We start from the raw sequence: 20,402 nt of genomic DNA on the forward strand, positions 1-20,402 counted from the left end.
CGGACTCACCCCGCGGGGGTGCGGTAGATCGCGAAGGTGGTCTCGCGGCGGACCCGGAAGCCGAGCCTCTCGTAGAGCCGGATGGCGCCGGTGTTGCTCGCGGCCGTGTGCAGCAGCACCTGGTCGCCGCGGGCGCGGATGTTGTGGGCGACCGCGCGCACGAGCCGGCCGGCCAGCCCCTGTCCCCGATGGCCGGCGTCGGTGCACACCGCGCTGATCTCGGTCCACCCCGGCGGGCGCAGCCGCTCGCCGGCCATCGCCACCAGCCTTCCGTCGCGGCGGATGCCGAGGTACGTCCCGAGCTCGAACGTCCGCGTCCGCCACGGGCCGGGGCGGGTCTGTGCGACCAGCTCGCTCATCTCGTCCGCGTCCGCGGCGCCGAGGACCACGGCCTCCTCGTCGGGCCGGGCGTCGACGCCGTCGTCGACCATCTGCACGCCCTGGCCGAGCAGGACGGGCGTCCAGCCGGCCGGGGGAGCGACCGCGGCGCCGGTGAGCGGCACCTCGGTCGCCGGGCCGACGAGGACCGCGAGGTCGCGCCAGACCTGCGCGTCGCGCTCGTCGGGCAGGCCGACGAAGACCGACACGTCTGGGTGGTAGCGGCGGGCCTCGCCGTGCGCCTGCGCGAAGCGCGCGTGCGGGCCGTTGAGCGAATGCCAGGCAGGGTTGTCGAGCACGGGAGCGCCAATCGACTCGGTGGATGTTAATTACTAGTTATCCGATCGGGATTGACAACTTACCTCGGGCATCCCTAAGTTGCCCAGTAGGCAGGCCGTGCCTGATCCCGAGCCGTCCCCTTCCCGATGGAGCCACTCGCATGAGCGAGCCGATGACCCTGCAGAAGCCGCCCGAGACCGGGTCCGTCCCCGGCGTCGACCCGCAGATCGCGCAGCGTCGCGTCACGCCGCGGCTGCGCCCGTGGCGCTGGCTCGTCAGCGCGATCGTCTTGGTGGTGCTGGCGCAGTTCGTGGTCGGCATCTTCACCAACAGTCACTACGAGTGGCACAAGTTCTGGCCGTTCTTCACGCGCGAGTCGATCCTCGACGGCGTCGTGGTGACCCTGCAGGTCGTCGGGCTGAGCGCGGTCGTCGGGCTGGTCCTCGGGGTGATCGTCGCGCTCGGCCGGCTGTCGACCAACCCGCTGATCGCCGGCCTGGCCTGGGCCTACGTCTGGTTCTTCCGGGCGCTGCCGCTGCCGCTGCTGCTGATCATCACCTTCAACTTCTCGTACTTCTATCCGCGCCTCGGCGTCGGCATCCCGTGGGGCCCGGTCTTCGCCGAGGTGCAGACCAGCGCCCTGACCCCGCTGGCCATCGGCGTCATCGCGCTGGGCCTCAACGAGGCGGCGTACGCGGCCGAGGTGATCCGCGGCGGCGTCCTGTCGGTCGAGCACGGCCAGATCGAGGCGGCCAACGCGCTCGGGCTGTCCAAGGCCAGGCAGCTACGCAGGGTCGTGCTGCCCCAGGCGCTGCGCTCGATCGTCCCGGCGTACGGCAACCAGCTCATCGGCCTGATCAAGGCCAGCTCGCTCGTGTACTACGTCTCCCTGCTCGACCTGTTCGGCGCCGTGTTCGTGCTCGAGTCGCGCCACCCCGAGTCGCTGGTGCCGATCCTCATCGTCGGCGCGGCCTGGTACCTCCTGCTCACCGCGGTGCTGTCGATCGTGCAGTTCTACGTCGAGCGGTACTTCGCCCGCGGCAGCGTCCACGCCCTGCCTCCCACGCCGGTCCAACGGCTGCGGCGCCTCACCGTCGACTCGTGGGCCCGGCTGGCCGGCGTCCGCCTCACCCGGAGGGGCTTCTGATGGGCACCGCGCTGGAGATCCGCAACGTCCACAAGTCCTTCGGGACGCGGGAGGTGCTCAGGGGCGTCGACCTCACCGTCAAGACCGGCGACGTGGTGGCCGTCCTCGGGCCCTCCGGCTCGGGCAAGTCCACGCTGCTGCGCACGATCAACCACCTCGAGCGACCCGACCTCGGCTACGTCGCCGTGCACGGCGAGCTCATCGGCGTCGAGGTCCGCGGCACCCACCTGCACGAGCTGTCCCCGCGCGCGGTGCGTCGGCAGCGCACCCGCATCGGCTTCGTGGCCCAGAGCTTCAACCTCTTCCCGAACCTGACCTCGCAGGACAACGTCGCCGAGCCGCTGATCGCGCACAAGCGGCTGGACCGGGCCGCCGCCCGGGCCCGCGCGATCGAGCTGCTGGCCAAGGTCGGCCTCGGCGACCGCGGCGGTGCTTATCCACGCCAGCTCTCGGGCGGCCAGCAGCAGCGGGTCGCCATCGCCCGCGCCCTGGCGCTGGAGCCCGACCTGCTGCTGTTCGACGAGCCGACCTCCGCGCTCGACCCCGAACTGGTGGGCGAGGTGCTCTCGGTGATCCGGCAGCTCGCCGACACCGGCACCACCCTGGTGGTCGTCACCCACGAGATCGGCTTCGCCCGCGAGGTCGCCGACACCGTCGTCTTCATCGACGAAGGCGTGATCGTCGAGCAGGGCCCGCCGGCCGAGGTGCTCGACCGTCCACAACAGACGCGCACGCGCGAGTTCCTTTCCAAAGTACTCTGAAATCCTTCAAGGAGAGATCAATGTCAACCCGCAGACCAGTCGCGGCCGCGGCGCTCGCCCTCGCGCTCCTCACCGGGCTCGCCGCGTGCGCCAAGGACGACCAGGCCAGCGCGGACACCGGCTCCGGCGCCTCCGGCACGGTGAGCATCGCCGCCCAGGCCAAGGGCATCGGCAAGCCGACCGACCTGAAGGTCGAGAAGCAGGCGAGCATCGCGGCCGAGGTACCGGACGCCATCAAGGCCGACGGCAAGCTCAGCATCGGCATCGGCGCCCTGCCGACCGGCTTCCCGCCGCTGGCCTTCGTCGGCGACGACGACAAGACCATCACCGGTGCCGAGCCCGACCTCGCCCGGCTCGTCGCCGCGGTCCTCGGCCTGAAGCCCGAGTTCAGCAACGACACGTGGGACAACCTCTTCGTCGGCATCGAGTCGGGCAAGAACGAACTCGGCTTCTCCAACATCACCGACACCGAGCAGCGCAAGGAGAAGTACGACTTCGCCTCCTACCGCCAGGACAACCTCGGCTTCGCCGTCAAGGCCACCAACACCTGGACCTTCGACAAGAACTACGAGCACCTGGCCGGGCTGAAGGTCGCCGTCGGCGCCGGCACCAACCAGGAGAAGATCCTGGTCGCCTGGCAGGAGAAGCTCAAGGCCGAAGGCAAGACCATCGACATCAAGTACTTCGCCGACACCCCCAGCACCTTCAAGGCCCTCGTCTCGGGCCAGATCGACGCGTACTTCTCCCCGAACCCCGCGATCGCCTTCCAGATCAGCCGGACCCAGGGCACGCCCGACGCCGTGCGCAACGCCGGCGTCTACTCCGGCGCCGGCGAGACCCTGCAGGGCCTGATCGCCGCCACCACGAAGAAGGACAACGGCCTGATCAAGGCGGTGGCCGACGCCATCAACTACCTGATCCAGAACGGTCAGTACGGGCAGTGGCTGGCCGCCTACAACCTCGAAACCGAGGCGGTCGCCAAGTCCGAGGTGAACCCGCCCGGCCTGCCGAAGTCCAACAAGTAAGGGCCGCGCAGCGGTCGGCTCGTCGCGGCCGCGGGCCGGGTTGGCGACGGTGATCGTTTTCGATCACCGTCGCCAAGTCGTTGGACCATTGCGTGGCGGAAGTGGTGGACCAGGCCGGGCACACCGGGCCCGGTCCGGGTCAGCGGGTGGGTGTCGTCGATGGCTTCTCGGCGGGGTGGGCGGCGTCGTTGCTGACCATGTCCGGATGTTCGGCGACGAACGCGCCGACGCGGTCCTGGGCGATCGCGGTCAGCAGGGCCAAGGCGGTGTCGTCGAGGGTCTCGAACGACTGTCCGTTGATGGTCTGCGAGTGGTACTGGCCGTTGTTGACCTTCAGCGTGACCATGTTGTCGGGCTTGATGCCCTTCAAGGTGAACAGCCAGTTGGCGAGCGACACGTTGTTGTTGTAGAACGACACCGCCTGCCCGACCGACTCCAGCACCTCGTTGAGCTTGACCGGGTTGGTGATCACGCCGGCGCTCGTCGCTTTGGTCAGCATCGCCTTGATGAACTGCTGCTGGTGCCGTTGCCGGCCGTAGTCGCCGTCGTTGTTGGCCAGCTTGTCGCGCTGCCGGACGTAGTCCAGGGCTTCCCAGGCGGCGAAGTCGCGGCAGCCGACCTCGTACACCTGCGGTCGCATGTTCGGTTTCAACCCGGTCGGGATGCCGTCGGTGTTGAAGTAGTACGGAACCCCTTCCTCGCCGGTCTTGGTGTTCCATCCGGTGTGGATCGAGATGGTGCGCTCGTCGACGCACATGTGCACCCCGCCGATCGCCTTCACCAGGCCCTTGAACCCGTCGAAGTTCACGATCGCCGCGCCGTTGAACTTCAGGCCGCCGGCCAGGCCGCTCACCGTCTCGGCCAGGAGTGCCAAACCACCGGCGCGGCCGCCACCGTTCTGGAAGCCGAACTGGAACGCCGCGTTGACCTTGTCGGTGCCGCCGGGGTACTTCGTCGTCGGGTTCTTCGGTATCCGCACCCGGGTATCACGCGGGATCGAGACCAGGAACACCGTATCGTGCGAAGCGGGCACGTGCGCGATGATGATCGAATCCGAGCGAGCGCCCATCGCCGGGTTGTCGATCCGCTCGTCGATCCCGACCAGCAACAGGTTGATCGGCCCATCGATCGAGGCGCCGGCGGCGGCGTCGCCGAGACCACCGTCGTGGACGATCTGGCTGCTGTAGTGGTCCAGCATCACCTTGCCCACGATCAGTGAGCCACCGCCGAGCAGTACCAGTACCGCGCCGGCAAACAGCGACAACCGGGCCCACAACGGTGCCTTGCCCCGCCGCCCACGCCGCCCGTTCGCCGGCCGCTTCGTCATCGCGGCACTCCGACCCCGAAGGGCGCGGCACAGGCCGGCGGCGCCATCACCACGGCGCCGAGGACCCGCCCCAGCGGCGCGGACGGCCGCCGGTCGGGACCTGAGGGATTCGGAGCATTCATCGGGGCGCAGTCCTTCCCTGGATGGTGGGGCCACCGCTGACCATCTCATCACAGTTGCGATTTTGCGCAAGTATACGATCGTGGCGTCGAGCCGGTTCGGCTTCGGTGGCACCCGGCCACCCGTGACAGAAAGGAGTGGCGTGGTTGCTGTGTTCACCCGGCCGCGCCGGCACGGGTACCCCCGCAGGTCCAGGCGGCTTGAGACATCCATCCAGCCCGCGATTACCCCGGCCCTGACGCCTGGAAGGCCACCGACATGACCTACCTGCAAGCCATCCTCATCGGCGCGCTGCAAGGCGTCACCGAACTGTTCCCGGTCTCCAGCCTGGGCCACAGCATTCTCATACCCGCGCTGCTCGGCGGGTCGTGGGCACGCAACCTGGACATGTCGGCCCAGGACTCGCCCTACCTGACATTCCTCGTCGCTGTACACGTGGCCACCGCGATCGCACTGGTGGTCTTCTTCCGCCGGGACTGGACCCGCATCATTGTCGGCCTGTGCACATCCGTGCGCAGCCGGAGCATCACCACCGCGGACCAGCGCCTCGCCTGGTTGCTCATCATCGCCACCATCCCGGTGGGACTGGCCGGCATCGCCCTCGAGCACGCCTTCCGCACCACGCTGGGCAAACCGCTGCCCGTCGCGCTGTTCCTCACGCTCAACGGCCTCGTGCTGTTCGTCGTGGAACGGCTGCGTGCCGGCCGTGGCGAGGCCAGCGCCACGCCTACGCCCCAGCCGGTCCCGGTCGGCCCGCCCGCGCACCACGGCCAGGGCGGGCGCAGCCAGGTCTACACCGCCGCCGGCTACACCGGCGCCGAGGCAGGTGTGTCCGCCCATGGCGGCGACGCCCGGGCGGCGCTCGCATCCGACCAGCGACTCTCCCGCCTGGGCTGGGGCGAGGCCACCGCGATCGGCGCCGCACAGATCCTCGCGCTGTGCCCCGGCATCAGCCGCTCGGGCTCCACCATGGCCGCCGGCCTGATCCGCGGGCTGTCCCATGAAGACACCGCCCGATTCGCCTTTCTCCTCGCCACCCCCGTGATCACCGCCGCCGGCCTGCTCAAGCTCCCCGAACTCGCCAGTCCCGCCGGCCATGCCATCCTCGGCCAGGTCCTGGCCGGCAGCCTCGTCGCCGGCATCGCCGCGTATCTGTCACTGCGGTTCCTGACCCGCTACTTCGAAACCCGCACGCTGACCCCGTTTGCCATCTACTGCGTCGCCGCCGGCATGGCCAGCCTCGGCTGGCTGACGTTCACCACCTGAACCACCCCGGCGCCGACCAGGTCCCCGCCCTCACGCAGGAGTCGAGCTGACAGGTCGTGACCGTGACGCTACGTTGACGTGTGCAACTTCGGTTCGGTGTCATCGCTGCGGCGGCGGGGCCGTAGCCTGTATGGACTTGCGAGTTGACCGGGGAGGTCGGAGGTGTCGAACCCGCGCGGCGGACAGTCCACGGACATCTCGGCGGAGGTGCTGCAGTCGGCGGCGGCGACGTTCGGCATCCTCGCGGCCACGGTGCGGCTGCACATCGTCTGGCTGCTGGCCGCGGGTGAACGCGATGTCAGCACCCTCGCCGACGAGGTCGGGGCCACGGTACAGGTGGTCAGCCAGCATCTGGCCAAGCTCCGGCTGGCAGGGCTGGTCCAGGCCCGGCGGGAGGGTCGCCGGCAGTTGTACCTGATCAACGATCCCCACCTGGTCGCGGTCGTCCGGGAGATGGTCGCGCATCTGCGCGGCCCGGCGGCGCACCAGGGAGCACAGCATGGCCTCGGCGGCTGACCCGTTCAGCCCAGCGGAGGCGACGGCCGGCCCGCCGGACCCACCCGGCCGGGCCGGCCTCGACCCGCGGTTCGCCCCGCTGCGGCGGTTCGCCGGGATGGCGCCGTTGCAGGCCCTGCGCGAGCTCGACTCGTCGCTGCAGGGCCTGGACGAGCGGGAGGCCCAGGAACGCCTCGCCCGCGACGGCGACAACGCGCTGCCGTCGACGCCGGCGCGGGGCCCGCTGGCGCACCTGATGCGGGCAGTGCGCGACCCGTTCGTGGTGGTCCTGGTCGTGCTGGGCATCGTGTCGGCACTGACCGGCGACATCCCCGGGATCGCGCTGATCGGCACCCTGGCGGCGATCAGCTGCGCGCTGCGGGCCCGTCAGGAGTATGGCGCGGACCGCGCCGCGGCTGCCCTGGGGGGTGTGGCGGCCACGACGGCGACCGTGCTGCGGCGGGCCCGCCCCGGCGCGGCGCCGATCGCCCGGGAGGTGCCGACCGACCAGTTGGTTCCGGGCGATGTGGTACGGCTGGCGGGCGGCGACAGCGTGCCGGCCGACCTCCTGCTGCTGCGTTGCGACGGCCTGGCGGTCAGCCAGGCGTTGCTCACCGGAGAGTCGCTTCCGGTGACCAAACACGCCACGCTGACCGCGTCCGCCGGCGCCGTGGACGACTCCGGCTTCGACCCGGGCGCCAGCGTCACGCTGCTCGAGCATCCCCGGCTGTGCCTGCTCGGCGCGACGGTGGTCGGCGGGAGCGCGACCGCGGTGGTCGTCGCCACGGGTGCCGGAACCTACTTCGGCATGAGCCACGACCACCTGCCGGACCGGCGCGGGCGGACCACGTTCGAACGCGGCGTCACGGGCGTCTCCGTCACCCTCATCCGGTTGATGCTCGCCACCGTTGCGGCGGTGCTGGCCGTCACCGCGTTCTCGCACGACACCTGGCTGCAGGCGTGCCTGTTCGCGGTCGCCTGCGCGGTCGGCCTCGTGCCGGGGATGCTGCCCGTGGTCGTCACCACCGTGCTGGTGCGCGCGCAGTCCGCGCTGCGCGCGGGCGGCATCGTGGTGAAGCGGCTGCCGGCGGTCCACAACCTGGGCGCGATGGACGTGCTGTGCGTCGACAAGACCGGCACCCTCACCGTCGACCGCCTCACCGTGGCGTGTCACCTCGACCCGCTCGGCCGGCCCGACGCCGAGCCACTTCGCCTCGCCCACCTCAACGCCTGCTTCGGACTCCAGCACGCGGACGCACCCATCGCCGACGCGATCGACGAGGCGCTGATCGAGCACGCCCCGCAGTCCGGCATCACGGCGGAGGCATACACCGCCCGGCAGGTGCTGGGCTTCGACGGCGCCCGCCGCCGCGCCACCGTCGTGCTGCGCACGGCCGGGCAGTGGGATCGGGAACTGCTCATCACCAAGGGCGCCGCCGAGCACGTGCTGGCCTGCTGTACCCATGCCCGCATCGACGGCCGGGACGTGGCCCTCGACGCCGGGCAACGGCAACGGCTGCACGCGCTCGCCGACCGGCTCCACGCCGACGGCGTCCGCGCCCTCGCGGTCGCGGTCAAGACCCGCAGGGCCACCGGCCGGCCGTTGTGCCCCGCCGACGAGACCGCGCTGACCCTGATCGGCTACGTCGGGCTGCTCGACGAGGCCAAACCCGGCACCGCGGCGGCATTCTCCGCGCTGGCCGGGCACGGTGTCCGGATCAAGGTGCTCACCGGCGACCACCCCCTGGTCGCGGCGCGCATCTGCCAGGATGCCGGCCTCGACCCGGGCGTGCCGATCTGCGGATACGAGATCGATGCGCTGGACGAGCCGGTGCTGGCGGCACTCGCCCGGCGGACCACCCTGTTCGCCCGGGTCGACGCGCGGCAGAAGGCCCGCATCGTGAGCGCGCTGCGCCGGGCCGGGCACACCGTCGGATACGTCGGCGACGGCGTCAACGACGCGCCCGCCCTGCACGCCGCCGACGTCGGCGCGAGCGTCGAGAACGCCGTGGACATCGCGCGGCAATCCAGCGAGGTCCTGCTGACGGGCAAGGACCTGGGGGCGTTGACCGACGCGGTGTCGGCGGGCCGGCACGCCTTCGCCAACATCGTCAAGTACGTGAAGATCACCGTCTCGTCCAACGTCGGCAACGTCTGCTCCGTGGTCGCCGCCGGCGCATTTCTCCCGTTCCTGCCGATGCTGCCGCTACAGATCCTGCTGCAGAACCTGCTGTTCGACCTGTCCCAGATGTCCCTGGCCTTCGACCACACCGACCCGGCGGCGCGGCAGCGGCCTCGCACCTTCAACACCCGGGACCTGAGCCGCTTCGTGCTGTGCTTCGGCGCGATCAACAGCCTGGCCGACCTGGTCACGTTCGCCGTGCTGCACCACGTCGTGGGCGCCGAGGTCAGCCCCGCCGGCCAGGTGCTGTTCCATGCGGCCTGGTTCGTGGAGAACCTGTTCACCCAGATCCTCGCCGTGCACCTGCTCCGCGGCCGCGGCAGCATCTCCGGCTGGTCGTGGGCGGCGCGACCGGTCATGGTCACCAGTGCCGTGGTGCTCCTGCTCAGCCTCGCCCTCGTAGCCACCCCGCTGGGCACGGCCGTGGGCCTGTCGCCGCCGCCGGCCGTCTACTACCTTTGGCTGGCCGGCATCCTCACCGTCTACGCGTCCGCCCTTCTGGCCGCCAAGCGCCTGTACCAGCGGGTGTTCCGGACTTGGTTGTAAACCGGGCCGATCGGGGGCGGGTTTATATTTGCGTTGTGACGCAAATGGCGGCAGGTCGCGTGGCGATGGGGTGCTCATGACCGGTTCCCGCATCAGGAGAGTTGCTGGCGGGGCGATCGCGGCCGTTGTGCTCGGCGGCTGTGCATTCCTCATCGCGAAGGCGCCCAGCTACCTTGCGGCTGCCAGGGTGGACGCTGCCCGGGACCTGCCGTCAGCCGGGCCACGAAGTCCGTTGTCCCCGTCCGGCGTTCCGCCCGGACCCGCGGTCGGAGGTGCGCCCCCGTCGGGCCCGTGTGCTCTGCCAAGATACCCGACGCCTGCCTGCACCGGCGTTCCTCAAGGCACCGTCCTGACCACCATCAAAGGCGACTTCACCGCCGCTACCACCGGCCAGGTAGTCAATGCCAAACATATTACTGGCAATGTCTTTATCCGCGCCAACAACGTGGTGATCCAGAATTCTGAGATCGACGGCACGATCTACAACGATCAGGGCTCGCAACGTTGGTCGTTTACCGTCACCGACACCACGATCGGCCCGGCCAGCGGCTGCATCGGCCAGCCGGCCGTCAACGACTCGAACTATGTGGCCGTCCGTGTCCGTTCCCGGGGTCATGACGACGGTTTCCGTTTCGGCCCTCCCGGCAACGTCAAGATCTACGATTCCTATGTCGAAAACTGCTATAACCCTCCGTCCCTCGCCCCGCCGGACGGCAGCCACTCCGATGGGGTCCAAGCGGTGTGCGGGGGCGTTCCCTGCGTCGGCCTGACGGTGGTCCACAACACGTTCGATGGTCGCAAGGTGCCGACCACCAACATGCTCAACCTCACGGACCCCGCCCTGAGCGACGTGACGGCCACCGACAACCTGATGGGTGGTGGAGCGTACATCGTCGACGCCTGGTGGCACTCGGGGCCGGACTGGACCATCCGGAACAATCGGTTTGTCGACAACACCTGGACGTACGGTGCCGTGTCGACCGAGGACACCTGTGCGCATCAGCACTGGTCGGGCAATACGCTGGTAACCATTGACGAGCATTACAACGTCACGTCGACGGTCGGCCCGCAACCCTGTATCGAATAGCACCTGCTGCCCTGCGGCTCACGACAGGTGGGTCATCGGCAGGCCATTCGCCGGGGACGGCTTGTCGCTACCGAGCGCGTTGAGCAGCCGCAGGCCGTCCTCGGCGGGGCTTCCGGGTGGCGCGGAGAGCACCAGCAGTTCCATGCCCGACGCGTCGGGCAGCGCGAAGTTCTCCTGGTGCAGCTCCAGCAGGCCGACCAGCGGATGCCGGTAGACCTTCGATCCGTGGGTGCGGGCGCGCACGTCCGCGCGGGCCCAGAGGCGGCGGAAGCGCTGGCTGCCCATCGCCAGCTCGCCGATGAGTGTGGCCAGGCCCGGGTCGTCGGGGTACTTCCCGGCCGCCAGGCGGAGGTGGCCCACCACGTCGAGGGTGCAGTGCTCCCAGTCGGCGTACAGGCCGCGCTCCGCCTCATCGAGGAAGATGTGCCGGGCGGTGTTGAACCCCGGCATCTGACGGCCGTAGAGGAGCCCGGCGAGGCGGTTGCCGGCGGCCACGTCCAGCCGGTGATCCACGATCACGGCGGGCGCGTCGGTGACCAGGTCGAGCACGCGGCGGAGCTCCGGGCGCAGTTGCCCGCTCGGTGCCTTCGCGCGGCGGCGGCGCTGCCGGGCGAGCCGGTACAGATGCCCGCGCTCGGTCTCGTCGAGCCCGAGGACCCGGGCCAGCGCGTCGAGGACCTGCTCGGAGGGCTGGGTGGCCCGGCCCTGCTCCAGACGTACGTAATAGTCGACGCTGACCCCCGACAGGTGGGCGACCTCTTCGCGGCGCAGCCCCTCGACGCGGCGGCGGGTGTCGGCGGGGATGCCGACGACGGACGGGTCGACCCGGGAGCGGCGGGTGCGCAGGAAGCCCGCAAGATCGTCCATGCCTCAGTATGGCTCCGTTCGAGCCGGTGAAGGTGGTCCTGCCGGTACCAGGAAGTCCGGTCCGATGGCCGAAGCGCCCCTGAACGACGTGGCCCCGGCTCCCCGAGCATCGATGGCGACCCACCGTGTTGAAGGGAACAGCCATGAAGACGCTCATCGTCTACGCCCACCCCGAGCCGCGCTCGCTGAACGGCTCGCTGAAAGACCTCGCCGTGTCCACGCTCGAGGCCGCCGGGCACGAGGTGCGGGTGAGTGATCTCTACGCGATGCGCTGGAAGGCCGTGGTGGACCTGGCGGACTTCGGCGGGCACGCCACCGACCCGCTGCGGGTGCCGGCGAGCTCGGGCCGGGCGTACGACGCCGGCGCGCTCACCCCCGACGTGGCGGCCGAGCAGGCGAAGCTGCTGTGGGCCGACACGGTGATCTTCCAGTTCCCGCTGTGGTGGTACACCATGCCGGCGATCCTCAAAGGCTGGGTCGACCGCGTGTTCTCCCTCCATTTCGCGTACGGCGTCGGCGTGCACGACGAGACCCGCTACGGCGAGCGGTTCGGCGAGGGGACGCTGCAGGGCCGGCGGGCGATGCTGTCGGTGACCGTCGGCGGCCCGGAGTCCCACTACACCGATCGCGGGATCAACGGCCCGATCGAGGACGTGCTGTTCCCGATCCACCACGGAATCCTGTACTACCCGGGCGTGGAGGTGCTGCCACCGTTCGTGCTGTACGGCTCCGACCGGATCACCGGCGACGACTTCGACGACGTCGCGAAGGCGTGGCGGGAGCGGCTGCTGTCGCTGGAGACGACCGAGCCGATCGCGTTCCGGCGCCAGAACTTCGGTGACTACGAGATCCCGTCGCTGCGGTTGAAGGAGGGCCTGGAAGGTCCGGGCCGCAGAGGTTTCAGCCTGCACGTGCGGGGTTAGCCACCGGCCCGGGCGCGTTCGCGGTCAGCGCGTGGCGCGGCTGAAGGAGCTGCCCTCGCGCTCCTCCGGCCGCTGCCGGCTGGGCGTCGCCGTGGAGCGCCACGGCTCAGTCTTGAGCAGCCGCAACGCTGAGTCCGACGGCGAGCCGGGGTGGACTGTGTAGGTCAGCAGGCGCTGGCCGGAGTCGTCGGACAGGTGCAGCACCTCGAAGTCGAACTCGCACTCGCCGACCTCGGGGTGGTACAGGTACTTCGTTCCGCTCAGGCAGCTCTGCACCGGGTGGCGGGCCCACAGCGCGGCGAACTCGCCGCTCTTCACGGTCAGCTCGCCGATCAGCGCGGTCAGCGGCTCGTCGTCGGGGAAACGTCCGGCAACCACGCGCAGCGACGCCACCGACCGGCTCGCCTCCTCGTCCCACCGCCGGTAGAGCTCCCGCGTGTGCGGGTCGAGGAAGAGCATCCGGGTCAGGTTTGGCCGGTCTGCCGGGCGGTCCGGCGAGGTCCGGTCGCAGTGCCCGGCGATGAGCCGGTGACCGAGGTCGTTCCACGCCAGCACCTCGCTGCGCCGGCCCAGCACGATCGCGGGCACGTCGCCCATCGCGTCGACCAGTCGCCGGATGCCGGGCCGGGCCGTGTCCGGCCGGGCCGCCCGGCGCTTCTTCGCCGGGCGTGGGCGGGTCAGTTCGTGCAGGTAGAGCCGCTCGTCGTCGGTCAGGGTCAAGGCCCGCGCGATCGACTCGATCACCGACTCGGACGCGTTGGTGCTCTGTCCCTGCTCGAGCCGGGTGTAGTACACCGCGCTCACGCCGGCGAGCTGCGCCAGCTCCTCGCGCCGCAGGCCGGGCACGCGACGTGGCCCGTACGACACCAGGCCGACGTCCTCCGGGCGGATTCGGGCCCGTCGGGTACGCAGGAAGTCGCCGAGCTCGGTTCGGCCCCCGTGATCACTCCGCATGCGTCAATATTGCTCCGCCTCACGTGGCTCTGCCTGTCCTTGTCAGTACCAGGCAGCACCAGACCAGGCTCGCCAGTGGGCTGGTTGGGCGCGCACCCAAGCGCGACGGTGCTCTCATGACCACTACCTACATGGATCGACCCGCCGCCGCGGCGACGAGCACGCGTGAGCGGCTTTCGCTCACCGTCCTGCTCACCGCCAGCTTCACCCTCGCGGTGGACTTCTCGATCCTCAACGTCGCCCTGCCCGCGATCGGCGCCGAGGTCGGCTTCTCGCTGAGCAACCTGCAGTGGATCGCGACCGCGTTCGCGCTGTGCGCGGCCGGCTTCACGCTGCTGTTCGGCCGCATCGCCGACCTGTTCGGCCGGCGCCGGATCTTCCTCGGCGGCATCGCCCTGCTCGGCGTGTCGTCGCTGGCCGGCGGCCTGGCCCACGAGCCGGTGCTGCTGCTGGCCGCGCGGGTGGCGCAGGGCCTGGCGACCGCCGCGGTCACGCCGGCCGCGCTGTCGCTGCTCACGACCTCCTTCCCGGAAGGGCCGCGCCGGGAGCGGGCCCTGGGTCTCAACGGCGCGCTGATGGCGGCCGGCTTCACCACCGGAGCGATCCTCGGCGGCCTGCTCACGGACCTGCTCTCCTGGCGCTGGGCGTTCTTCGTCAACGTCGCGGTGGCCGTGGCGGTGCTGCTCGTGGCGCCACTGGTGCTCGCCGAGAGCCGTCCGGACAACCGGCCCCGCCTCGACCTGCCGGGCGCGATCACGGTCACCCTCGGCCTGCTCGCGATCGTCTACGGGCTGACCACCGCCGGCCAGCGCTCGTGGACGCATCCGCCGGCCCTGGGGTTCATCGTGGCCGGCATCGCGCTGCTGGCGATCTTCTGGCAGGTGGAGCGGCGGGTTGAGGCGCCGCTGGTGCCGGTGGACATCATGCGCCGGCGCACCGTCGGCTGGGGCAACGTCGCCGGCCTGCTGGCGTTCGCCACCGAGACCTCGCTCGTCTTCCTGCTCACGCTGTACCTGCAGAAGGTGCTCGGCTTCTCGCCGCTGGCCGCCGGACTGTCGTTCGCGGTACTCGGCGCCGGCACGGTCATCGGCGGCATGCTCGGCCCGAAGGTCATCGGCCGCCTCGGCAGCGTCCGCGCCCTCGTCGCGGGCTTCCTGGTGCAGTCCGTGGCCACACTTGCCCTGCTCGCGCTGGGCGACTCGGCGACCTGGATGCCGCTGCTGCTCGCCGCCACGTTCGTCGGCGGCGTGGCCAACCTGGTGGCCATCGTCGGGTTCATGGTGACCACGACCTCCGGCCTGCCCGACCGCGAGCAGGGCCTGGCCACGGGCCTGGCGACGATGAGTCAGCAGATCGGCATCACGATGGGCATCCCGATCATGTCGGCGATCGTCGCTGCCACGCTGCACTCGCTGGGTGACGAGACCGTGGCCAGCACGCTGACGGCCCTGCGTACCACGATCGCGGTCAACGCCGCGCTGTGCCTGGTGACGGCGGCGCTGATCGCGGTGTTCCTGCGCACGCCGAAGCCGGCCCCCGGCCACACCCCGACGGCATGACCGACGTGGATGCGGGCCTCCCCGCCCGATTGGGCCTGCGCGGGGAGGCCCGCTCTGCGCTTCAGGAGGGCGGGTCAGCCGGGAACGGCAGAGCCCCTGGCCAGCGGGTCACGCCGGCCAGGGGCCCCTGTGTCAGATCACCCTACGTCAGCCGTCGGACTCCGGCGACGGGATGTAGGCACCCGGCACGTCCTCCGGCGCGACGATCGTGTCCTCGCCCGGGTACGGCTGGGTCCAGTCGTGCGCCTCGTACCACGTGAGGTGGTTCATCTGCGCGGGGTTCGCGAAGTCGGCCCTGGCGTCGGGGCCGGTGAGCCGCTGCTGCGACTTCCAGTTGTCCCACGTCGCCGCGACCGCCTGCTTGTCCGCCGGTACCGTCGCCAGTGGCGCGGCGGCGGCGATGGGGTTCTGCGCCGCGGGAACGTCCGCGCCGCAGGCGGGCAGGGTCTTCAGACCCGCGGTCAGCGAGGTCCGGTTGGGCACCACGGTGAACGGTGTGAGGTCAGCGTTCTGGGTGAACGCCCCACGCATCGGGCTGGCCGCGCTGTCCTTCTGGTTCATCGGCTTGATCCCGAGGATCTGCTCGATGGTCCGGATCATCGTGATCTGCGAGTAGTAGTGGCTGTCGACGACGCCGTGCCTGGCCCAGGGGCTGATGATCTGGATCGGGGCACGGTGGCCGTCGACATGGTCGAGGCCGGCCTGGGAGTCGTCCTCGACGACGAAGATCGCCGAGTCCTTCCAGTACGGGCTGTGCGAGATCTTGTCGACGATCTTGCCGACCGCGAGGTCGTTGTCGGCGACCTGAGCGGCCGCGTTCGCCGGACCGCCGGTGTGGTCGCTGGACAGCCAGAACATGTTCAGGTTGGCCGGGCCGTTCTGCTCGAAGTCACGATTCCAGATCTCGTACCGGTAGACGTCCGGGACGTTGAGGTCGTACTTCGGGAAGCCGGGCACCGACACGCTGTTGAGCGACGGGATCGGCGACGACGACACGAGGCGGTAGGCGGTGTCCTGCCCGGTCGCCGCCATGTTCTTGGCGTCGCAGTACAGGTTCTGCCAGGTCGCGCCGGCCGGCTTGGTCAGGAACTGGTGGAACTCACCGAAGTTGCGCACGGTCTTGCCGGCCGCCTGCGCACCGGTCCAGATGAAGCCGGTGGTCTGGTGGCCGAGCGCGTCGTCCTCGGTGTCGTAGCTGCGCAGGTACTCACCGGCCGAGGACTCGGTGTACTCGGGGTTGTCGGCCTGCATCAGCCAGTTGTGACCCTCGGCGGAGTTCGTGCCGATGTCGTACGTGTTGTCGTACAACCCGAACTGCTTGGCCAGCGCGTGCTGGTTCGGCGTCACGTTCTCGCCGAACTGGGCCAGCGCCGGGTCGCCGTTGCCCTGCGGGATGTCACCGAAGACCTGGTCGTAGGTCCGGTTCTCCTTGACGATCAGGAAGACGTGCTTGATCGTCGAGGGCTCGCCGAGCTTCAGCGGGACCGGCACCGGCTTCTTGTTGGTGTTGCCCTCGGTCAGCGTGACCGAGCCGCCGTGCCAGCCGTTCTGGGTGAAGACCTTGCCGGTCTCGGACTTGATGACGCCGTCGCTGGGCAGCTTGAACCGCTGCAGGCTCGACGTCGTGTCGTGGGTGCCGTGCCCGGCGGCGTTGGTGGGGCGGCGGGCGTCGATACCGCGGGTGTTGGAGACCACGACGTCGTTGCCGACGGTGGCGATCTCCGCGGGGAAGTAGTCCGTCGGGAGCAGGCCGACGTAGCTGACCGGCTCCAGCGGGGTCTTGTACCGGTAGACGGCGACCGCGTTGGCGCGGCCGAGCGTCACCAGCAGGTGACCGTCGTCGGTGAGCGTCACCGCGTCGGGCTCGTAGCCCACCGAGGCCTCCGGCCACGGCTGGGTCGCGATGGTCTGGACCACCTTGTCGCTCGCCGTGTCGATGACCGACACGTCGTTGGTGGCCGTGTTGGTGACGAACAGCGCCCCGTTCTTGGCGTACAGAGCGGTCGGGTGCAGGCCGACGTCGATGCTCGCGACGGCCGCCGCCGGGTTCGCCGGGTCGATGACGCTGACCGTGCCGCTGAGGGTGGCGGCGGTCACCTGGTCGGCCAGCACCTGGGTGCCGTACGAGTTGATCGTCGGCTCGCCCGGCTTCGCCGGACGCCCGCCTTCGTTGCTGACGTAGAGCTTCCCGCCGACCATGATCAGGTCACGCGGGGCGTTGCCCACGGCCCAGCTCTGCTTGATGGTCCCGGTCGCCGTGTCGATGGCGACGACGCGGTTCTGGCCGTTGACGGCCGAGTACACGGTGGAGCCGTCGGGGGAGAACACCGCCTCGCCCACCAGTGCGCGCTTGGACCCGTTCGCCGCGATATTGATGAACGTCGGGTTGGCGAGGCTGCCGTCCGGGTTCACGGTGAACTTGCGGTAGCCGTCGGCCTGGCCCAGCCACAGCTGCGAACCGTCGGGCGAGTACGTGGGGCCTTCCTGGCCCACGTCGTTGCCGCTGATGCGCAGGTTCGCCGCCGCGCTGTTGCCGACGAGCTGCTGTACCTTCCAGTTCTTGAGATCCACGATGGCGAGCGCCATCCCACCGTCGGTGACCGAGGCCGCGAGGTGGGTGCCGTCCGGGCTGACCGAGGACGACATGATCTTGCCGTTGTTGATGACGAGGCGCTCGCCGATCGGGTTGACGTACTGGTTGGCGGACACGACCAGGCCCTGGTCGGTGAGCTGCCCGACCTGGTCGGTGCCGAACTGGTGCGTCTGGGCGAACCCGATGCCGGTGCCGGTGGCGACGACGGCAACGGCGGTGGTGCCTGCCGTGACGAGCGGCATCCGGCGGATGATGCGTCGACCGAGAAGGCCTAGGGGGTCCTTCTCGACACGCCGACGACGGCGTGTTACTTGCATTGAGCTATCCCTTCCGGGTGGTGTGGAGCAGTTCGACGTTGCCGTCGAACTGCCAGAGCGGGTTCGGTGCGTCCCCGGTAGGGGTGCGCACCAGGAAGTAGCCGTTCACTTCCTTCGGTCCGTCGCCGTCAGCGACGAACCGCCCGTCTGCGGTGACGTCGAGTTGGTAGATGGCGGTCCCGGTGGCCTCGACGTCGGGGAGATGCCACGAGACGGTGCAACGCCAGTCGTTGCCCGGCCCCTCGGCGGCGATCTTGCCGCCGCCCTTGGTGCACGCCGCCGTCACCCGCAGCTGCGCTTCGGTGACGTCGGGCCGGTTGAGCTGCTTGGTCTGGATGCGGTACAGGTGGGCGAACGCCGTGGCGACCGAGCGCTGCACCTTGTCCTGCTCGATCCCGGAGCCCGTGGCCGGGGTCGCCCAGGCGACGACCGCGACCGTCACGGCGAGCAGCCCGGCGAGCGGCAGGGCTCCGGCGGTGACCGCGCGGCGCCCCGAGCCGTCGTAACTCGGGTTGGTGAAGTCGCGCCGCAGGAAGAGCAGGTACGCCAGCGCCGTCGCGGTCGCGGCCCACGCCAGGCTGACCACGATGCCGATCAGGAGCGGGCCGAGCTGTGCCGGGCCGGTGAACAGGCCGTTCCAGGCGATGAAGGCGTAGCCGGGCAGGGCGAGGCGCACGGCGACGGGCAGCGGCAGCATCTGGGCGAGCTGCATCACGAGCGCGACGAGCGCGGGCAGCAGCAGTCCCATCGGGGACCGCCCCAGCGCGACCGACCCGAGCAGTCCGATCGCGGCGAGCGCCAGGGTCGGGGCGAGCACGCAGACCCAGGCGAGCAGGACCTTCCCGGCGGCGTCCGCCGGCGTCAGCAGGTGCCCGTCGAGGCCGACCAGCGGCAGGTTGCCGACCGCCGCGAGCCCGCCGGCCGCGCTGGAACAGGCCAGCCCGGCCACGAGGAGCAGGATGACGGTGAGGCTGGCCAGTGCCTTCGCCGCGAAGATCCGCCGCGGCGATCGGACCGCCACGAGCAGGTGGCGCCAGGTGCCGAGCCGGTCCTCGGAGGCGAACACGTCGCCGGCGACCACCGAGGTCAGCAGCGGGAGCGCCCAGGTGCCCGCGAAACCGAGCACCACCAGCGGCCCGGCCCACCCCGTGGCGTGCATCCAGCGACCGAAGAGGGTGTCGACGGGCAGCGTGCTCTGCTGGCTCACCGCGGCGACGAAGAGCGCCGGCGCGATCCAGCAGGCGAGGACCAGCAGCCGGATCCGCCATTGCGAAACCAGCTTGACCAGCTCGAAGCGGTAGCCGCGCGCCACCGAGACGGGGCGAGCACCGGTGCCCTTGTCGACGTCGTCGAGGGCGACGGTCGCGGTCATTGTTCGGCCTCCTGCTGCTCGGTGAGGGCCTCGGTGAGGGCCAGGAACGCGGCCTCGAGCGGCGACACCACGGGTGCGAGCTCGCGCACCCCGATGCCCGCGTGCACGAGCCGCGCCACCAGTTCGTCGAGGGCGGGCACCAGCGCGCGCACGACGAGCACCTCGCCGTCCTGCTGTGCCCCGTCGTCGCCGGCGACGCGGATCCCGGCGGTGTCGCCCGCCAGCCGGCGGGCGGCCTGGGGGTCGGAGGTGATCAGCCGGTAGTCGAGGTCGCGGTTCTCGGCGGCCAGCTTGCTCAGCGGGCCGGAGAAGACGACCCGTCCGGTGGCGAGGATGGTGACCTCGGAGCACAGCGCCTCGAGGTCGTCCATGCGGTGGCTGGAGAGCACGACGCTGGTGCCTTGCGCGGCCAGCCGGGTGAGGACCCGGTGCACGTGCCGCTTGCCGGCCGGGTCGAGGCCGTTGGAGGGTTCGTCGAGCACGAGCAGCCGGGGTCTGGTGAGCAGGGCGGCGGCGAGCCCGAGCCGCTGCCGCATGCCGAGGGAGAAGCCGTTGGCCCGGTCGTCGGCGACATCGCTGAGCCCGACCTGGTCGAGCACGTCGTCGATCCCCGCCGTCCGCGCGTCGCGGCCGCGCAGAGCGGCCAGCGCGGCGAGGTTCTGCCTGGCGGTGAGCGAGGGGTAGAGGCCGGGTCCGTCCACGAAGCCGGCGACACCGTCGGGAGCGGCGACGCCCCGCCCGACCGGCGTACCCAGGATCTCGAGGCGGCCGCTGTCGGCGACGGCCAGGCCCAGCAGGAGCCCGAGCAGGGTCGTCTTGCCGGCGCCGTTCGGTCCGACGAGGCCGTGAATCCGCCCCTGCGCCACGTCCAGATCGATGCCGTCGAGCGCGACGACTTCGCCGAAACACTTGGTGATCCTGCGAGCCCGGACTGCGAGGAGTTTGCCCATGGAAAACCTTCTTTCGTTGCCCGCGAAGGGAACCTAGGGACGTCAATCAACGCAATCAGGGTCGGCTGGTTGAACGTTTTTGAAACAAGAGACAGCCGAAATTGGATTCGCAACGCCGGTACTCCGGAAGCGCTTTGACGATTCGGAGTCTTCGCTGGTGGCGGCCTGTTCTGGCGCATTCATGGCGCCGATTTGCGCACCATTCCCCAGATAAACAGCGGGGCGGGCCGCTATTGCATTACAGGGTTGCGGTA

At 70.3% G+C, this 20,402-nt stretch carries 16 protein-coding genes; 9 read left to right on the plus strand and 7 right to left on the minus strand.

The genetic code is table 11. From position 1 onward, the window contains the following. Positions 1–5: 5 nt before the first annotated feature. Positions 6–677 carry a GNAT family N-acetyltransferase gene (locus tag AB0M46_RS22615; RefSeq protein WP_363338921.1) on the minus strand — a complete coding sequence of 224 codons (672 nt, stop codon included), beginning with the start codon at positions 675–677 and terminating at the stop codon, positions 6–8. A 140-nt stretch (positions 678–817) separates the two neighbouring features. Between AB0M46_RS22615 and AB0M46_RS22620 the strand changes: the two genes are divergently transcribed. Genes AB0M46_RS22620 through AB0M46_RS22630 form a run of 3 tightly spaced genes read left to right on the plus strand, consistent with a single transcriptional unit; the run spans position 818 to position 3,590 of the window. Beyond that, on the plus strand, positions 818–1,804 hold the full coding sequence (locus AB0M46_RS22620) for an amino acid ABC transporter permease (RefSeq protein WP_363338922.1): 987 nt from the start codon (positions 818–820) through the stop codon (positions 1,802–1,804). After that, on the plus strand, positions 1,804–2,565 hold the full coding sequence (locus tag AB0M46_RS22625; protein ID WP_363338923.1) for an amino acid ABC transporter ATP-binding protein: 762 nt from the start codon (positions 1,804–1,806) through the stop codon (positions 2,563–2,565). The genes AB0M46_RS22620 and AB0M46_RS22625 overlap by 1 nt, the downstream gene beginning before the upstream one ends. 20 nt (positions 2,566–2,585) lie before the next feature. Further along, positions 2,586–3,590, plus strand: coding sequence for a transporter substrate-binding domain-containing protein (locus tag AB0M46_RS22630; RefSeq protein WP_363338924.1), 1,005 nt, complete (start codon positions 2,586–2,588; stop codon positions 3,588–3,590). A 139-nt stretch (positions 3,591–3,729) separates the two neighbouring features. On the opposite strand, the gene AB0M46_RS22635 is transcribed toward AB0M46_RS22630, so the two are convergent. Next, positions 3,730–5,334, minus strand: coding sequence for an LCP family protein (locus AB0M46_RS22635; protein WP_363338925.1), 1,605 nt, complete (start codon positions 5,332–5,334; stop codon positions 3,730–3,732). On the opposite strand from AB0M46_RS22635, the gene AB0M46_RS22640 reads away from it, so the two are divergent. The 4 genes from AB0M46_RS22640 (at position 5,296) to AB0M46_RS22655 (ending at position 10,613) form a co-directional block, all read left to right on the plus strand. Continuing rightward, on the plus strand, positions 5,296–6,303 hold the full coding sequence (locus AB0M46_RS22640; protein WP_363338926.1) for an undecaprenyl-diphosphate phosphatase: 1,008 nt from the start codon (positions 5,296–5,298) through the stop codon (positions 6,301–6,303). The two genes, AB0M46_RS22635 and AB0M46_RS22640, sit on opposite strands and share 39 nt — an antisense overlap. 162 nt (positions 6,304–6,465) lie before the next feature. Further along, a complete protein-coding gene (locus AB0M46_RS22645; protein ID WP_363338927.1) occupies positions 6,466–6,819 on the plus strand; it encodes a metalloregulator ArsR/SmtB family transcription factor in 354 nt (117 codons plus the stop codon). Continuing rightward, on the plus strand, positions 6,803–9,526 hold the full coding sequence (gene mgtA, locus AB0M46_RS22650; protein ID WP_363338928.1) for a magnesium-translocating P-type ATPase: 2,724 nt from the start codon (positions 6,803–6,805) through the stop codon (positions 9,524–9,526). Before AB0M46_RS22645 ends, mgtA begins: the two co-directional genes overlap by 17 nt. Positions 9,527–9,602: 76 nt before the next feature. Further along, the gene (locus AB0M46_RS22655) at positions 9,603–10,613 is read left to right on the plus strand and encodes a hypothetical protein (RefSeq protein WP_363338929.1); all 1,011 of its coding nucleotides are present in this window, start codon (positions 9,603–9,605) and stop codon (positions 10,611–10,613) included. An 18-nt stretch (positions 10,614–10,631) separates the two neighbouring features. On the opposite strand, the gene AB0M46_RS22660 is transcribed toward AB0M46_RS22655, so the two are convergent. Further along, complete coding sequence (locus tag AB0M46_RS22660; RefSeq protein WP_363338930.1) at positions 10,632–11,480, minus strand: helix-turn-helix transcriptional regulator; 849 nt, start codon at positions 11,478–11,480, stop codon at positions 10,632–10,634. Positions 11,481–11,623: 143 nt separating this feature from the next. On the opposite strand from AB0M46_RS22660, the gene AB0M46_RS22665 reads away from it, so the two are divergent. After that, complete coding sequence (locus AB0M46_RS22665) at positions 11,624–12,403, plus strand: NAD(P)H-dependent oxidoreductase (protein ID WP_363338931.1); 780 nt, start codon at positions 11,624–11,626, stop codon at positions 12,401–12,403. A 24-nt stretch (positions 12,404–12,427) separates the two neighbouring features. Here AB0M46_RS22665 and AB0M46_RS22670 read toward each other — a convergent pair whose 3' ends face one another. Next, a complete protein-coding gene (locus AB0M46_RS22670; protein WP_363338932.1) occupies positions 12,428–13,357 on the minus strand; it encodes a helix-turn-helix transcriptional regulator in 930 nt (309 codons plus the stop codon). 116 nt (positions 13,358–13,473) lie between these two features. Here AB0M46_RS22670 and AB0M46_RS22675 point away from each other — a divergent pair, with 116 nt between their 5' ends. After that, positions 13,474–14,916: an MFS transporter gene (locus AB0M46_RS22675; RefSeq protein WP_363338933.1), complete on the plus strand. Its 1,443-nt coding sequence runs from the start codon at positions 13,474–13,476 to the stop codon at positions 14,914–14,916. 147 nt (positions 14,917–15,063) lie between these two features. Here AB0M46_RS22675 and AB0M46_RS22680 read toward each other — a convergent pair whose 3' ends face one another. The 3 genes from AB0M46_RS22680 to AB0M46_RS22690 all read right to left on the minus strand — a co-directional run bounded on the left by AB0M46_RS22680 (position 15,064) and on the right by AB0M46_RS22690 (position 20,148). Next, the gene (locus AB0M46_RS22680) at positions 15,064–17,751 is read right to left on the minus strand and encodes an alkaline phosphatase family protein (protein ID WP_363338934.1); all 2,688 of its coding nucleotides are present in this window, start codon (positions 17,749–17,751) and stop codon (positions 15,064–15,066) included. A 79-nt stretch (positions 17,752–17,830) separates the two neighbouring features. Beyond that, positions 17,831–19,198: an ABC transporter permease gene (locus AB0M46_RS22685; protein WP_363338935.1), complete on the minus strand. Its 1,368-nt coding sequence runs from the start codon at positions 19,196–19,198 to the stop codon at positions 17,831–17,833. Further along, positions 19,195–20,148: an ABC transporter ATP-binding protein gene (locus AB0M46_RS22690; RefSeq protein ID WP_363338936.1), complete on the minus strand. Its 954-nt coding sequence runs from the start codon at positions 20,146–20,148 to the stop codon at positions 19,195–19,197. The genes AB0M46_RS22685 and AB0M46_RS22690 overlap by 4 nt, the downstream gene beginning before the upstream one ends. Between the last annotated feature and the right edge of the window lie 254 nt (positions 20,149–20,402).

Origin of the sequence: Dactylosporangium sp. NPDC051485 (assembly GCF_040682015.1) — a bacterium.
Lineage (GTDB): Bacteria > Actinomycetota > Actinomycetes > Mycobacteriales > Micromonosporaceae > Dactylosporangium.